Genomic DNA, 15,742 nt, shown 5'->3' on the forward strand with positions numbered 1-15,742 from the left:
GGGACGGAACGTGGCCAAAAGTACACGCCAGTATGTTTTTGAGGGGATGGAGTTGCTTCCAACAGCGCTCATCCCATTCGTTGAAAAGAGGCTCGAAAGCTCCCTCAAGGGGCCTTGGCAGATCCAAGTTCTGGAGAAACTGCCGAGCCTCCGCCCAAACAGCAACGGTGAAGTCGGCTGGGATCAGGCTGCACTGTTCAACGCGATGGATCGTTTCTGGAGCGAGGCGTTCAAGGCGGTTCTAGGCCGTGCCGAGCGGTCGTTGGTCAATGAGCTGGGCGACGTCCGCAACAAGCTCTCGCACAATGAAACCTTCACCTATGACGATGCCGAACGCGCGCTCGATTCCATGCGCCGGCTCATGGAGGCGATCAGCGCAGGTGAAACGGCCGAGCAGCTCGGCAAGATGCGCGACACCATCCTGCGCACGAAGTTCACCGAGCTGGCGCGCAACGAGGAGCGGCGGAAAACCCAGCGCCTGGAAATTTCGGTCGAGACCGTGGCGGGCCTGCTTCCGTGGCGCGAGGTAGTCGAGCCACACCAAGATGTCGCCACGGGCGAGTTCCAACAAGCCGAGTTTGCGGCCGACCTCGCCAAGGTGCATTCAGGCAGCGCGCCGGCGGAATATCGCGAACCACGACAGTTTTTCAGCCGCACGTATCTGACCGAAGGGTTGAGCGCGCTTCTGATCGGGGCTGCCAAGCGTCTCTCCGGCGCTGGCGGCGATCCGGTAGTCGAATTGCAAACCAATTTCGGCGGCGGCAAGACGCACTCGATGCTGGCGCTCTATCACATGGCAGGAGGAACGCCGGTTCAGGATTTGTCTGGGCTGGATCAGTTGCTCGACAAACATGGGCTGAGCGTGCCGAAAGGCATCAAACGCGCAGTGCTGGTTGGCACGTCTAGGGGACCGCAGGACATTATCAATGTTGAAGGCGGCCGGAAGATCCGCACCACCTGGGGTGAATTGGCCTGGCAGCTCGGCGGCGCCGACGCCTTCGATATGGTGGCTGAAAACGACGCCAACGGCATTGCGCCGGGCTCGAACCTGCTTGAAGCACTCTTCAAAAAATATGCGCCGTGCCTGATCCTGATCGACGAATGGGTCGCCTACCTGCGGCAGATCTACAAGGTCGACGGGCTGCCGTCCGGTTCGTTCGACGCGAACCTGTCCTTCGTTCAGTCACTGACCGAGGCAGTCAAGGCCAGCCCGGGCACTCTGCTGGTCGCTTCCTTGCCGGCATCGCAGATCGAGGTGGGCGGTGAAGGCGGTCAGGAGGCGCTGGCCCGCCTCAAGCAGACCTTCAGCCGCGTGGAATCGTCATGGCGGCCGGCAAGCCAGGAAGAAAGCTATGAGATCGTCCGGCGACGGCTGTTCAAGGAAATCCCCGGCGACAAGTTCCATCATCGTGACAACACGCTGAAGCAGTTCGCCAAGCTGTATCGAGAGAACGCCAACGATTTCCCGCAAGGCTGCGCGGATGAGGATTACCGACGCAAGCTGGAGAAGGCGTATCCGATCCATCCCGAGCTTTTCGATCAGCTCTATACCAGTTGGGGCTCGCTCGAAAAATTCCAACGCACGCGCGGCGTGCTACGCCTGATGGCACAGGCCATTCACGAACTTTGGATGAACGGCGACCCGTCGGTCATGATCATGCCGGGCAGCGTGGCTGTGAGTTCGGCCCGCGTGGAGCCGGAATTGCTTCATTACCTCGACGTGACCTGGCAATCGATCATCGCTGGCGATGTCGATGGCACGGCGTCCACACCGTATAAGGTCGATCAGTCGGCGCCCAACCTCAACCGCTACTCGGCGACCAGGCGCGTCGCACGCGCAATCTTCATGGGGACGGCACCCACGCATCAGCAACAGAATACCGGCCTCGACGATAAGCAGATCAATCTCGGCGTCGTGCAGCCCGGTGAGCGTCCGGCGATCTTCGGCGATGCGCTACGACGGCTGACCAACCAGGCCAAGTTCATGCACGCCGATCTTGGCCGATATTGGTACTCGATGTCGGCGAGCCTCAACCGCATTGCGGCGGATAAGGCAGCGCAAGTCGAGGCGGCGCTGGTCGATGTAACGATCGACGCGGAACTCGGCAAATATGTGAATGGCCTCGCGGACCGCGGGCATTTCGACGCTGTGCAGGTTGCCCCCGCATCATCGGCCGAGGTACCCGATGAAGCTGGCGGTGTGCGTGCCGTGGTGTTGAGCGTAAAGCATCCGCATAACGGACGCGAGAGCTCGGATGCGCTAGTCGAGGCGAAAGACATCCTCACGCAAAGAGGCAGCACGCCTCGCGTCTATCGCAACATGCTAGTGTTCATCGCTGCGGAAACCCGCCAGCTTGATCATCTGAAAGATGCCGTGCGCGGATTCCTGGCTTGGGGTGAGATCGTCCGCGACAAAGAGCGCCTGGAGCTTCGACCGAGCGATCAGAAGCTCGCTGAGGCCAAACTGGCCGAGGCGAAGGAGACGATGAGGACTCGCCTGAAGGAAGCGTGGTGCTATCTGCACTATCCGGCGCAAGAGAGCGCTCAAGCCGATTGGGAGTGGGTATCGGGTAAGATCCCGGCACAGGACGGACTGCTGGCGCGGGCCAGCAAGAAGCTGGTGGCTGAAGAAGGTTTGCTCGTCGAGCTGGGGCCGGCACGCCTCGATCGCGATCTCCAAAAATATATCTGGAACGATAGGCCCCACCTGTCGCTGAAGGATCTGCGGGAATATCTCAACCGCTACATCTATCTGCCTCGCCTGAAGGGCCAGGATGTCCTGGTGAAGGCCGTGCAGTCGGCCGTGAGCGGCATGCTACCAGGTCCCTTCGCCTATGCCGAGCGATGGGATGAGAAATCGGACACCTATCTGGGGCTGGCGATCGAGCGGGCGGCAAACGCCGTAATAGTGATCGACAGCGACAGTGTCATCGTAAAGCAGGATGTGGCCGAGGCGCACCGTCCGGCACCGACGCAACCTGGACCGGCCGGCACACCAGCAGGACCTCGCGACGGAACACCGGAACCCGGTGGTCAGCCTACGGACAGCACGCCCTCTGCGCCTCCAGCGGAAAGGAAGCCGACCCGGTTCACCGGCACTGTGATGATCTCGCCGGAACGGCCGGCGAGAGACATCCATCAAATTATCGAGGCCATTGTTGAGCAGTTGACGACGCTGCCGGGCAGCGAAGTGAAGCTCAAGCTCGAGATCGAGGCGGAGGTGCCTAGTGGTCTAGAGCGCGCGAAAGTGCGGACTCTGGTCGAGAACGCCAACACGCTAGGTTTCATCGAGAAGTCGATCGAGTGACACTCGTTCCGTTGCTGCATGAGCATTGATACAGCCTAGCCATGGAAATTTGATCGTTCGACGTTTCTGGCACAAGTTATTATGAACGAGCAGAGTGTTTGGTATTTCACCGCACCTTGGGACCCGGTACTGATTCGGCGCGGAGATGCGCTCGGCTTCCGTGCGGGCGCCGACTACTTCGCCGACCTGCTTGCGCCCGGCCTCAGCAACAGCACGACCGACGCGCGGTGGATCTCGATCCTGTCATGGTGCCTGAAATGGTCGCACAGAGCCTGGCAGAATGCCGGCGGCAGCGACTTGTCTCGGCGCGACGAACAACGCGCCCGTTATGCGTGGCTTCGGCCTCTAGAACTGCTCTGGGTAGCCCGTGCTCTGGAGTCTGGGCAAAAAACCGGGCAGCTTCGCGGGCGGCTAAGCATCGAGCGCTGGCGCAAAGCCGGTCGCGCATCCTCGAACTTCGCGATGAGCCCTGACCAGTTTAGGCGCTATCGACAAGTCGGCATGTATGGCGCCTATCGCGTCGTACTGCGCGTTCCGGGACTAACGACGGGCGATGGGTGGACGCCTGCCGAGACCTCGCTGAAGCTTGCACGCCTTGTCAACGATCGTCTCCCCAGCAGGGTGCGTCTCAACGAGGAGGATTTCGGGAACGGAACGCAATGGGGCTATTGGAGCAAGGAGAAGCAGGTAGAGTACTGGATAAGGCATGGCTGGGCCGAATGGTCCCAGTCCTCAAATCGTGGCTTACTGCCTTTGCCCGACGAGGCCATTCGCAAGCGACTTGCGGAGGAGGAGGAGCGCTCTCTGCTTGAATCGGCGCTGTTCGGCGACGGCTCGGTACGGCGAGTAACTGCCGAGGTGTTGGCGAACGCCAAGTGCGCAAAGCATGTCGACCTGTGTGATGCGCTCTCCAACTCGAGCACGCTCGCAAAAAGGCTGGTTTCGGTCTCGCTAGCACCGCTGCCAGCCTTTTCAAGTTTCGCCGACGAAGCCATGCATGCTATGCGCGTCCTTTGGACGGAGATCAATCATGACGGCGAGAAACAAGCCCCGACTGTCGAGAAGCTCGCTCGCTCGACCGAGCTCAAGGTCGGTCTAGAACAGCTTCGAGCTGCAGGTAACGCGTGGCTTAGCGCACCCGGGCGAAGCGCCTTCCCACACGAACACATCGTTACCCAGCTCGCCGAGGCGATGGGCAAAGCCACGACGCCCTCCGACCAAGTACGGATGCTTTCGGCCCACCACCACGAATACGGTGGCGGGCGACGCTGGTTTCGTGAGGAGTCTGGCAAATTGGTGCCACTTGTCGCGAACACGGGTATCGCCGCTAGCGATTATCGATTTCGGCTGCGCTCTCTCTGCCTTTTGGCAGCCCAGTGTGGCGTCGCGAGGATGGACAACGCGCTCAATGCCATGGCCCGGGAGCCTGAAGACGATGAAGAGAAAGACTACGCATGAGCGCACCCGGCTGGAGTGAAGTTCTTCCCACGCCACCAGCTGGAGGCAGCCTTCTAGAGGCATGGCTTACCACATTTGATCAACCCGAGGCCGGCCTCTTGGTGGAGCATCTGCTGCCATCACTGCTCGGGGTGAACCACTCGCTCTCCCACGAGCTCCAGGAGCGTATGCTCTTCTTCGGGGAACTCGGCACAGCGCTCGAGCGCCTCCACGGTCGGCTCACCCTCATCTCCTCGCCACCGCAAGCCGCGCGCGAGGTCCCGCAATACCCGTGGCTGTGGCGTTACGTGAGCCACTTCACAGTCGGCGCCGAGTCTCGCGCGGTGCAGCACGCTAAGCTTTGGGCGTTCCACTGGAAGGTCGGTAATACAGAGCAGCTCGACCTGTACGTATCGTCAACGAACCTCACGGCTTCGGCGTTCAAGGCACAGATGCAGGCGGCTTGGAAGGCGTCATTGCAACCAAATAGACCCGTCACAATGAAGGCGCGGCGATCATGGGGTGAACTCGTTCCCTTCCTGGAGGCGCTAGGTACATCGGCGGGAGCCAACGCGAGGAAGCGCATTGATCGCCTTATCCAACTGCTCGCCAAAGCGGAGTGTCCTAACGGCGTTTCATTCGTTGCTAGCACGCCTGGAGGTAGCAGACGAGGGACACAGGCGCTTAAGGAGCTGGCCCCGTCGGCAATTCACATCCTCACTCCGACGGTGGGAGATTGGAGCAAAAATACGCTCACAGCGTGGAGCAAGGATATCGGCATCAATCCCGAAAAAATCCATCTGAAATGGCTCGATGCAGATCATCCCTGGGCAACAGGAGGTGGCTGGACGCTGACCGAGCAAGCGAGAAACGTCTTACGAGAGAAGGGCGTTCGATTGGATAGGTTGCCGCCTGATGCTCAATTCTCCGAGAAGCGGGTAGATGGCGACCCGCGATGGAGTCACGCCAAGCTCTACCTGCTTAGCGTCCATCGTAAGAGGAAAAGACATCTGCTGGTGACTTCCGCTAACTGGAGTCCGTCGGCATGGGGAGCCGGCAAAGATGAGCATCCCCGCAACTTCGAGCTTGGCGTTCTGTTCGAGACAGACTGGAAAATGCTCGAAGACATAACTGGTACGCTCGCGACGCCCTTCTGTGCCGCGCGGCCACACGTTGGCAGCGCCAAGCTCCAGTGGGCTGAAGCCACATGGGACGGCAAGCGTATCGAGCTTCGTGCGCGCTGTTCCGACTCCTCCACACCTCTTCGTGCGATCGTCAGTTTCAGCGGCGGGGCAACGGAGGACGTCTCGCTCGTCAGCGGCGCAGCCGCGCTTCCATGGAAAGACCCAAACAACACGCCGCTCACAGTGCAGTTCACCCAGAACATCGAGACGCTTGAGGTGAACGTCGTCGACCTCAGACCACCCGCAGAGTTCGCCAGGACGCCGCTGGTGGAAGTCGATCCTTCGCTCGCGGCTGCGCTACGCGACGCGTTTCTGCTTCAGCGTTACGGTGGTCCGGCCGTTGATGTCGATTCGATCCCCGGCCTCGGGCCTCCGCGGACGCCGCCGGGCATGTTTGCTCCCGTCGCCAACTACTCCGTGCAGGCTTGGCTCGACGGGCGCGCCGGGTTCGCCGTCGTCGACCAGTGGCGTGCAGCGTTCAGCGATGCGAGGCAAGATCCGGTGCTCCTCGATCGTGTGCGCTTGGACGGGCAAGACCTGCACGCGCTCTACCAGCGTCGCGAAGGCCCCGCGGCCGGCCTGATCGCTGAGGAACTTGGCTGGCGCCTCAAGGAGGAGGCGTGATGGACGATTTTCAGATCGATGCGCGGAGGTGGCGCTTTCTCGAAACTCCCGACCGGTACATCGAAGGTGAGACAGGTGGACTCGAACTGGAGCCGCTCACAAGACAGTTTAAGACGGCAAGGGAGATCCTCAACCGGCTCGCGGCCGGTCGAGGCGTGCTTCTGGCCGATGATGTCGGGCTTGGCAAAACGACAGTCGGCGCACTGGTCGCGTGGATTGTTGCCTCTCAGGACAAGAGGGTCCGCATCTACGCGCCAAACGAAGTCCTACGTCGGCGCTGGGCCGAGGAGCTCACACGTCATGTTCCGTTGCTGAAGCGGCTGGGCGGCACCTACGACGGCATCAGGAGTAACCACATTCGGCAGGGCGAGGTTGAACGGCTGCGTGATGGATCAATTCAGGTCGCAACCCATCACGCCCTGGTCAAGAGTCACGGCAACAACGAGCAGAGGACCGCGTGCGACCTGATGATTATCGATGAGGCCCACCGCGCAAAGGGCGATGGCAGCGCGTTTAACGACGCCCTCCGCAACCTTGGCGATCGCGCGAAACGAAAGCTGATCCTCACTGCGACGCCGTTCAGCATCCGACTAGCCGAATTAGAGCAACTGCTTCAGTTCGTTGGCGCCTCTGAACTTGGAGCCGTGAGTCAATACGCAAAGGATTTAAAGCAGCTCTACTCGCTCGGCGACGGTCACGACGTCGCAGCGGAGGCTGGGCGCCTGGAGTCCGCGGCCAGGGTCGCGATCGAAGCGCTGCAGCCCTATCTCATTCGTCACGGGATCGACGACCTTTCGCCAGCCGAGCGCAAATACTTCGGCAACGTCGAGAAAGAGCGTTGGGACATCGCAACGCCGCCGGCCTCGCCAGAGGACATAGAGCTCCTGCTGCGAATGGATCGCCTCCTCCAGCTAGCACCGGAGCGCAAGGGAGAACGCCGCAACGATCCGCGATTCCATATTGGGTGGCGACATGTCGACACCGAGCTTGATCGCGCGGCGAAGCGGAGCAACCTGAACGACGATCCCGTTTTTGCCCAACACATCAAGAAGGCAAAGCGATCGTTGAGCGTCAGGGATAAGACGCCCCACCCGAAGATTGCGGCGGTTACCCAGGCGATCTATCCGTTGTTAGGCTCGGGCGAGAAGGTGCTCATATTCTGCCACCATCGCGCCGCCGCCGGCGAGTTACTGACTGAGCTTGAGAAACTTCCAAAAGCCGATAAACCGGCCGGAGGTCCAGGCGAGGCGGTGTGGCGAGAGGCTTGGGAGTCGTTGCTTACGGCTGAAAACATCTGGCCGGAAGAAGAGAAGCGTCCGCACGGATATGACGAGCTGATGAAGCCAATCATTGATTGGCTCTGCACGACGGGTGTGCGGAGGCAAATAGCCGGTTGGTTGGACAAACCCGCAGTGCGTGCTGAGGCGCTCGCCAACCAGCTTTCAAAGGCGAAGCCCCGAAATGCTGCCCGTGGCGTACCGACGATTGTCGAGGCGGCGACGACCCTCGTGAACGTCCTCCTTGATGAACAGTCGACGTCGACCCGCGCCGTGCTCAAGAGCATCGCAAAAGGAACGCGCAGCTTCGGCGGACAGGTCTCGCACTTCCCTGGGCGGCTAGACGAGGGTCTTCGGGTCATGGGCTCGTGGGACCACGATAGTGAACGAAAGCCACCCAAGACGCTCTACACGGGCAAGCCGGATATCGTGCTCGCACTTTTTAATAGCCCTTTTGGGCCGGACGTACTGGTCACCACTGATCGGTTGAGCGAAGGCGTCGATCTGCACCGCTTCTGCCGGCACGTGATCCATTACGAACTCGACCCGAGCCCCGTGCGGACAATCCAACGCAACGGCCGCGTCCGTCGCGTGGGTTCATGGGCCGCGCTCACCGGCCTCCCCATCTGCTACGCATACCCGACCTTCGGCGGCACACGCGACGAGAAGGCAGTGGGCATTATGCGGCAGCGTATCCAGGCATTTGGATTGCTGCTTGGTGGTGTACCACCCCTCGATGACGAGCTAAGTGACAGTGGAGAGAGTTTCGCTGGGAAGGTTCTCGGCCGCGCACGCAAAAATCTCGAAAAACTCAATCGAGCCCTCGGCGTGGCCGGCGGACAGCAGGCGGTCGACGGCGACGACGGCTTCGGCCGCCGCGGCGGGCAACGACGTCTCGAGCCATCCGACCTGCGCGGCGACCGCCCTGACGGCGAAGGTTGAATCCGGGTCAGGCTTGGCCGCCAGCTTCGGCGCCGTCAGCGCGCGGTCGTGCCCCTCCACCCTCAGCAGGCGGGCCGCGCGCCAGCGGAGCTCGGACGAGCGCTCGGCGACGTCTTCGCGGGGCGAACAGAACGCTATTTTGGTCGAAGTTATTGTGCTGTTTGGTGCCGTGGAATTCTCACGAGCGGTTGGGAATCCGAGCCGGAATTTCGCTAATTCGTTGAGAAGATATGGTTTTCCCTCGAATGACGACCTTCCCAGCCGCGAGCGACGTTCTGCTATCGCTCGCTACCGAGCTCATCCGCCCGCGGCTTTGGAGCCTCTATAATTCTCCCTCAAGGGTGTGAGCATCGCGAAGGACGTCAAGATCGGCGATGATGTCACGGCACTCACGAGTGACAGCCCGTACCTGGTCGATACTGAATACATTGGCTCCATGTTCGCCCCGATCAAACTGGTCTATGTAATCAAGATCCTTCTTTATGATGCCCACCCTGTAGGGCTGCCGTGGTTTGCTTTTAAACTGACCGTCCCATGTCTCTCCGTGAACAAGGAAGTTTCTTTTCGGCAGCAACTCATCGAGCTTCTTGTAGACCCGCTGGAGTCGAGCCTTCTTGGCGTCCGGCACGCCTGAAAGATCGCACCATTCCTTGAATGCCTTGATCTTTGGCCCGAATGGGCCCGAAAGGTCCGCAAAGATAGCTTCGATACCTGGCTCGCTGACATAGTCGGCAAACAGGATCATCTTGAATTCCAGCTCGCCACACGCGGTGAGAAACTCGCCGAGCGCTCCGTTCATATGGGCAATCGGCCTTAAGGCAAGCCCTCGCTTCCTTCGCTGCCTTCTGCGCCTCTGCGCCCTTCGCGATTTCTTGGACATGTTTGCCTGGGCCAAACTCCTGTCGGTGAACGGCGCTGCCGTCACCCTTATTTGTCGTCACTACTAGGTTGCATTCTTCTCCCGTGGCGGCAGTTGTTTTCCAAGCAGCCGTCCCTCGGGACCCTCATCATGCAACCTCAACCTGACATGGGGCTCTAAGGAGAATTCTCCCAAGTGATCTTTTGGCAACGATCCAACGTTCAGGCAGCATATGTACTGGAAGCCATACTTTGCCGAATTGTCAGCCGCCAGCTTCAACGCCTTGGCGTATTGCCTTGGATCGACGTCCGCGAAGAGACTACTGTCATGGATCAACACTGGGAAGCCTTTCCCGTGCTTTGCCCAGACGCTCGCGATCGTAAGATCGAAGCAAAACACCACCATCTGATCGACGCCATCGCTTCCCTGCCGATCGATCGTAAATGAGAAGGAGTAGCCATTCTGACCAACATCGACCCCAAGGCGACCCGGCCGGCCATATAGATCCTGGGTATATTCGGCAAAAAGAGCTCTCACCTCGTCCACTTGCTGGCGACGGTCCTCAAGGTCTTGCTTCAACAAGGTCCTGTCGCGAGCAATTGTCGCGGTCAGTTCGTCGGACCGTCGATCAACCTGCTTGCGATCTTCGATTTGTGAAAGCAGTACCTGATGACGGGCATTCAGCTCGGTGTAGTTCCGTTGGAGCGCAATCAATGTCTCGATCGCACCGCTGGATCTTAGGACATTAAGAACCCGCTGTTTCTCTGACGAAAGCGCATCTATTTTGGCATCTCTGGCGCGGATGGCCTGAGCCAGCCGGTTTATCTCAGTTTTCAAGAACTCTTTACGGTTTCGATAGACCTGCTCGTGAAACGATGCGACCTCATCTAGCTTGCGCAGGGTATCGTCCTTGAAGATGGCGCCCGCCTCCTGGAGAATGGCGATCGGCCGCGTCGAATCCGCTTCGGGGACTTCCGATGTGCTCTCCTGATAGAAGTCGCGCAACCGGCTATCTGAAAAGTTCTCGTTTATCGCTTCGTGCAGCTCACGATCTACTCCACCCAGCTGCTTTTCGAGATCGCGATAGTCTTCTCTCAGGTTAAACGAATCGAGTTCCTTCTTCTTGGCATTCAGCTGGGTTTCTAGAGCTACACGCTCAGCCTCAAGCTCACCGATTGACCTCTCCGCACCCGATTCCTCAGCAGCCTTCCTCACTTTTGATGCATCGTTGAGATGGCTGCGGGTGGCAATTTGCCCGTGGATAGATTCCTGCAATCCCCAGTTCAGTCCCAGGAGGAAACTGATGTCGAGGCGCTTGCTTGGGCCCGATTGGCCCTGGAACGCCAACTGCGGGTCAGTAAACGCAGCCTTGCCCAATCGGATGAGGTACAGAACTATATCTCTGAAGGATGGCTGCCGCACGGTGACGCCTTGCGCAGGCGGGTAAAACCGGCTGGTGAGCACCCGCTTCCAGTCGTCAGTAGTTATGCGAACAAACCCGGCGTCGACCTTGTCACCTTCGATGGGCAGCCTGCCGATCATCCAGGAACTTACAGCTACATGCTTTGACGATGACGTGATCCGCTTCACGGTCACCGTCTCGTCACCAATGCACATGTCCAGCCCGAACGTGACATTAGCGAGGTCGGGATGGTTAAGCACCTTGTCCCGGCCGATGTCCATGCCGAGACAGAAGTGCACGATTCTGATCAGGGTCGTTTTGCCGAGGCCGTTCGTGCTCTCAGTTTCTTTCGAGTCCTCGGCGGTATCAGCCAAGACGACGTTAAAGCCCTTTTCAAAGCTGGCTTCCCTAAATGTCGGCAGGTCGGACCAAACGCGCAGGATCATGCCGGTTTTCCGATGCCGCGCAGTTGAACGAGAATGCCGTTGCGAATGTCAATGAGATTGACCGCAAAGAGGAGGGTTAGAGCCTCTGCATAGCGATCAAATGTCCTTACCTGCGGATGCATCCTCACACGATCCCATAACGTCGACACAGTGTCATTCGATTTGAACTTGCTGAGCAGAATCGAGGCGACACCAAGCACCGAGGCGTCGAGCGGCACATACTTGGTGGGCAGGAATGTCATTGGCTCACTTCTCGAATACGTCGCAGATAACGAAGAGATGGGTCAGTATCGAAAGGCCGGCAGCCTCACGCCCCTTGTCACCGCCTCCTCCGGCCCATTCGTACATAGCGACGAAGAGATCGTCACCATCCAGGCCTTCTGCTCTCAGCGCTTTATACTTGGCTACAAATCCGCTTCTTAGGCGATCCGGGAATTCGCTGTCCAGCTGGGATGACGCGAGGAGAACGCGCTCGACCTCCCTGGATTTGGCTGCGCCCAAAGTCAGCAACATCGTCGACGTCGCCCCCAGCCTGTTCTTCTCAATCTTCTCTGCCGGAGGAATCGTCTGGTAGTCGCCATTCGCAACGGCAGAGGGCGCCAACAATGCCTTTGCGGCAATCTCCAGCTCTGCAAAGCCAATGTCAGTGAGCTTTTCCGACAGCTTTTCACGATAGGGGCGCTCGTGTTGCTCCTTCCATTGTTTCAGCAGTGAGGCGGGATAGGTTTCATGTTGGCCGTCAATGATTACGTGATGAGTTGGACAGAACAGTATGAGATTGTCTGCCTCGCGCAGCCGCCTTTCTGTCATCTCAGCGTTGCCACGGGGCCCCTTCCCGCTGTGCGCGTAGATGTGACATATCTGGCCCACTACCAGATCAGGCGAGTTCAAAGTGGCAGCTTGGATGATCGGCTGCGAGCAGTCTGGATGCGCGCACTTATTCCCGCACAATGCGAAAAGCAGTTTGAGGGTTTTATCCGAGTAGGATCGTGCCTTGCCTCCCTTCTTCGCAGATATCGTTGGCTGAGGCTCGTCGAATGAGCTCACTATGCGAAATCCTGTATTGGTTGTTTACAATACCGCTAACTACCACAAGCAGAAGCGGCCGCCGAGGGGATGAGAACAATTGCGCGCCATCTTCTCGTGGACGCGTGGAAGGCAGCAATTCTATTGTCACGCCTCTCATTTTGATTGAATGATCAAAATAGTTATACCGCAACTTGCCGAACGATTGGTCAGTTCGCCAGACGCTGCCCTTGCGCCTTTTGACCCGTAATACGACGCGTACTCCCTTAGCTGCGGTGCCGGACTGTGGATACCAAGAGCTCCGTCTGAGCCGAGAACAAGATCGCGACATCTGGTGTATTCGGCCTGCCCCAGTTCCGTCGTGTGGGCAGCCAGATTTCTATAGTCGAATGTAACGACATTGAGGAAGCTGGTGAGTCCGTTCTCGTCGAGCACCCAGTGTGAGCCAGACCAGTTCGAAACCATCTTCAAGAAGCCGTGCAGAAGGACACTCTGTTGACGGCGCTGCTTGCTGTTCGCCAAGGTTCTCAGGAAATGGACGATCGCTCCAAGCTCTGGCGGACGTCGCGTGGGATCGGCAGAGAACGCGGCAACTCGTCCGCAGTCCTTTCCGGCTCGGTCCACCGCGAGATCGGATCCGGCAAGCTGTCCTGCCAGCGGTCGCAGGAGGAGTCGGACAGCCTCTATTCAACACGCTGGCCAGCGCGCCAGCCCATCTCCCAGAAGTCTGCCTCGAGTCGGGTGGCTTCCTTGAAGATCGCGATCAGCTCTGTCTCGCGGGCCGGCGTGGCGTAGCGATCGGCGAGATGCTCGAGGTGCGCTCGCGCTTTCGCCGCGACCTCCTGGTACGGCACGCCGGCGTACTCGGCGATCCAAACGCGATAGGAGTTCGTCGCAGCGTCCGCATCGGGTCGCGAGGCGAGCCGCGTTGCGATCTCCGCGTACCCGATCACGCAGGGGGCAAGCGCCACCTTGAGTGCCAGCAAATCGCCGCGCATTCCTGTGTCGAGCACGTAGCGTGTATAGGCCAGCATCTCGACCGCCGGAGGGGTTTGTTCAAGGTCGCTCAGGGATAGACCCCAACCACCACAGAGCTTCACATGCAGGTTCATCTCAACATCAAGGATGGCCGAAAGGCCGGCCGCTGCTTCACGCATGTCGGCAAGTTTGGGCGACTTGTAGACTGAGAGCGCGTAAGCGCGAGCAAACTCGATGAGGAACAGGTAGTCCTGAACGAGGTAGTGACGAAACGCCGTTTCGGGGAGCGAGCCGTCTGCCAATCCGTTCGTGAAGGGATGCTCGGTATAGGCCCGCCACTCAGCGGATGCTTCTGTCTTTAGACGCTCGAAGAAACTCACGATCTTTTTCGCCTGGCTTGCTTTTCCATGAACGTCTTTGGCTCGCTACCGATTGCGCCTTGCGAACTGGGTGAACGCCGACCTTGAGGGGCCGCCGCGATCAGTCGGTACGACGGCGTAGGGAATTGGCTTGCCGTCGGTCGCCGGGACTGACTTGCGTTCCCACGTTATCACACCGCTAAGCGCAAGGACTCGGGGGCAATTTCATTAGGTTGAGTGACGTCGCAAACAGGACTCGAACCCGTGGTCCGTCACTACGAATGACTGCTTTTTAGAACCTGACTGCGTTTCCGCCGCCGTGGTAGCTACAGGGTAGCTAACGGTCGTCGGCTTCGCGCGTAGACTAGAATAAGCTATTGATTTTGCTGGTACAGTTGGGTGGGCTCGAACCACCGACCTCCTGTTCCACAGACAGGCGCTCTAACCAACTGAGCTACAACTGCATCCTGACGCGCGGCCCGCTCAAGCGGGGCGGCGATTTCGGGCGGAAACTAGGTGCAACGCCGCGCTTTGGCAAGGCCGTAACGCGCCGATTTCCGCTGTTATGTCGGGCCGCTTGACGGGCCCCGGCCAGCAAAAAGGCCCGGACCGCTTCGGCCCGGGCCCTTCGCTGGTCTCCCAAACGGCAGCGATCAGGCGGCCGGCTTGTAGAACTTCGAGGCGCTGGCCTTGATCGGCTCGGCGGTCTCGCTGGCGACCTTCTGGCCGAGCTCGGCCAGTTCCTTGGCCTGCGCGGTGTAGGTCTCGAACTGCTTGCGGGCGTGCGACGTCCACAGCTCGACCGCTTCGGTCGGCGACTTCACGCTGAACAGCTCCTGGGCGAAGTCGAGCGAGGAGGTGGTGTTGGCCTTGAAGAACTCGATCAGCTTGGCCGAATACTCGCTGGCGCCCTTGCTCACCGAGGTGAACACGGCCTCGACCGTCGAGTTGTGGGTCTCGGCAGCGTCCTTGAACTTGGCGTAGCTGTCGCGGGCCTGCAGAACGCCCTTCTCGGCGAACGCGCGCATCTGCTCGGGAACTTCAAACGGAATGATCGAGGCGGAAAACGGATCGGACGGGTTGGTCATACGTGTAATCCTTCGCAACGGGTGAGTAGATGTGACCATTGCGGACGTCCCGGAGCCCATCAGGCCGGGAGCGCTGAAATGGATCACGCTGCCTTGATTCACGGGAGTGCCCTTCGTCGGGCGCGCCTAATCAACACCCATATCATGTCAATTTTGTGCAACGCAACGTACGATCGCGTGCGACGCCACATTTTTTATCTGGCGGAATAGAGGTTTACCGCGGCCGACCGAGGCTGAACGCGCCGGGGTCGGCCGCGGCCAATGCTCCTCGTCAGCTCTTCGGCTTGACCGCGTCCATCGCGGCGCGGCTGACGGCCTGGCCCATTTCGCTCGCCTGCTCGGCCAGCGAGCGCATCTGGCCCTGCACATATTCGCTGTGCAGCCGCATCACCTCGCTGAGGTCCTTGGCCTTGAGCAGCGCCTCGGCGTAGTCCAGCGACGACTGCACGTTCTTTTCGGCATAGGACAGCGCCTTGGCGGAAAGATCCTTGGCGCCGGCGCGCATCTCGGCGTTGCGCTCCTCGATCTTGCCGGCGGTGTCCTTGGCGTTGGTCACGAATTGCTCGAACGCCTTGCGCGCCTGATCAAAACTGGCCTCCGCCATCGACCGCATATCCTTGGGAATCTCGAACTTGGGGATCTCGAAATGGTCACGCCCGTTATCGCTCATGGTCGCTCTCCCTCGCTTGCTGATCGGCCCGCCGCTTGGCCCTGCGGGCCCAGGGCAAGATAGACGGCAGAATATATATCGTGGCACTGCAATCGCAGGTGTGACGCGGCGCCGCCTGGTTCCGCATCGCGCGGCTCGCAGCA

11 protein-coding genes and 1 tRNA gene are annotated in these 15,742 nt (G+C 59.6%); 4 read left to right on the forward strand and 8 right to left on the reverse strand.

Annotated features, from left to right (window positions below; all coding sequences use genetic code 11):
• Positions 1 to 10: 10 nt before the first annotated feature.
• From ACVWY5_RS33420 to ACVWY5_RS33435, 4 genes are all read left to right on the forward strand, one after another.
• Positions 11 to 3,307, forward strand: coding sequence for a DUF499 domain-containing protein (locus tag ACVWY5_RS33420; RefSeq protein WP_028352231.1), 3,297 nt, complete (start codon positions 11 to 13; stop codon positions 3,305 to 3,307).
• An 81-nt stretch (positions 3,308 to 3,388) separates the two neighbouring features.
• A complete protein-coding gene (locus ACVWY5_RS33425; protein ID WP_028352232.1) occupies positions 3,389 to 4,765 on the forward strand; it encodes a hypothetical protein in 1,377 nt (458 codons plus the stop codon).
• Positions 4,762 to 6,552: a phospholipase D-like domain-containing protein gene (locus ACVWY5_RS33430; RefSeq protein WP_080673052.1), complete on the forward strand. Its 1,791-nt coding sequence runs from the start codon at positions 4,762 to 4,764 to the stop codon at positions 6,550 to 6,552. The genes ACVWY5_RS33425 and ACVWY5_RS33430 overlap by 4 nt, the downstream gene beginning before the upstream one ends.
• Positions 6,552 to 8,771, forward strand: a complete 2,220-nt coding sequence (locus tag ACVWY5_RS33435; RefSeq protein WP_028352234.1) for an SNF2-related protein — start codon at positions 6,552 to 6,554, stop codon at positions 8,769 to 8,771. The genes ACVWY5_RS33430 and ACVWY5_RS33435 overlap by 1 nt, the downstream gene beginning before the upstream one ends.
• Before the next feature lie 322 nt (positions 8,772 to 9,093).
• Here ACVWY5_RS33435 and ACVWY5_RS33440 read toward each other — a convergent pair whose 3' ends face one another.
• The 8 genes from ACVWY5_RS33440 to ACVWY5_RS33475 all read right to left on the reverse strand — a co-directional run bounded on the left by ACVWY5_RS33440 (position 9,094) and on the right by ACVWY5_RS33475 (position 15,599).
• Entirely contained in the window at positions 9,094 to 9,570 is a 477-nt protein-coding gene (locus ACVWY5_RS33440) for a hypothetical protein (protein WP_028352235.1), read from the reverse strand.
• Positions 9,571 to 9,714: 144 nt separating this feature from the next.
• Complete coding sequence (locus ACVWY5_RS33445) at positions 9,715 to 11,478, reverse strand: DUF2326 domain-containing protein (protein WP_028352236.1); 1,764 nt, start codon at positions 11,476 to 11,478, stop codon at positions 9,715 to 9,717.
• Positions 11,475 to 11,720, reverse strand: coding sequence for an ABC-three component system middle component 6 (locus ACVWY5_RS33450; RefSeq protein WP_028352237.1), 246 nt, complete (start codon positions 11,718 to 11,720; stop codon positions 11,475 to 11,477). The genes ACVWY5_RS33445 and ACVWY5_RS33450 overlap by 4 nt, the downstream gene beginning before the upstream one ends.
• 4 nt (positions 11,721 to 11,724) lie before the next feature.
• Positions 11,725 to 12,525, reverse strand: coding sequence for a hypothetical protein (locus ACVWY5_RS33455; protein WP_051383895.1), 801 nt, complete (start codon positions 12,523 to 12,525; stop codon positions 11,725 to 11,727).
• 662 nt (positions 12,526 to 13,187) lie between these two features.
• A complete protein-coding gene (tenA, locus tag ACVWY5_RS33460) occupies positions 13,188 to 13,862 on the reverse strand; it encodes a thiaminase II (protein ID WP_028352239.1) in 675 nt (224 codons plus the stop codon).
• A gap of 366 nt (positions 13,863 to 14,228) precedes the next feature.
• Positions 14,229 to 14,305, reverse strand: a tRNA-His gene (locus ACVWY5_RS33465).
• Positions 14,306 to 14,494: 189 nt separating this feature from the next.
• A complete protein-coding gene (locus ACVWY5_RS33470) occupies positions 14,495 to 14,929 on the reverse strand; it encodes a phasin (protein WP_028336028.1) in 435 nt (144 codons plus the stop codon).
• Between the two features lie 271 nt (positions 14,930 to 15,200).
• Positions 15,201 to 15,599: a phasin family protein gene (locus ACVWY5_RS33475; RefSeq protein ID WP_028336027.1), complete on the reverse strand. Its 399-nt coding sequence runs from the start codon at positions 15,597 to 15,599 to the stop codon at positions 15,201 to 15,203.
• Between the last annotated feature and the right edge of the window lie 143 nt (positions 15,600 to 15,742).

This window comes from Bradyrhizobium sp. USDA 3256, from assembly GCF_054058275.1.

Excerpts from the sequence above, each read along its gene's own strand:
- ACVWY5_RS33450 (WP_028352237.1), bottom strand. The coding sequence starts at position 11,720 with ATGACATTCCTGCCCACCAAGTATGTGCCGCTCGACGCCTCGGTGCTT.
- ACVWY5_RS33470 (WP_028336028.1), bottom strand. The coding sequence starts at position 14,929 with ATGACCAACCCGTCCGATCCGTTTTCCGCCTCGATCATTCCGTTTGAA.
- ACVWY5_RS33425 (WP_028352232.1), top strand. The coding sequence starts at position 3,389 with ATGAACGAGCAGAGTGTTTGGTATTTCACCGCACCTTGGGACCCGGTA.
- ACVWY5_RS33445 (WP_028352236.1), bottom strand. The coding sequence starts at position 11,478 with ATGATCCTGCGCGTTTGGTCCGACCTGCCGACATTTAGGGAAGCCAGC.
- ACVWY5_RS33435 (WP_028352234.1), top strand. The coding sequence starts at position 6,552 with ATGGACGATTTTCAGATCGATGCGCGGAGGTGGCGCTTTCTCGAAACT.
- ACVWY5_RS33430 (WP_080673052.1), top strand. The coding sequence starts at position 4,762 with ATGAGCGCACCCGGCTGGAGTGAAGTTCTTCCCACGCCACCAGCTGGA.
- ACVWY5_RS33440 (WP_028352235.1), bottom strand. The coding sequence starts at position 9,570 with ATGAACGGAGCGCTCGGCGAGTTTCTCACCGCGTGTGGCGAGCTGGAA.
- ACVWY5_RS33475 (WP_028336027.1), bottom strand. The coding sequence starts at position 15,599 with ATGAGCGATAACGGGCGTGACCATTTCGAGATCCCCAAGTTCGAGATT.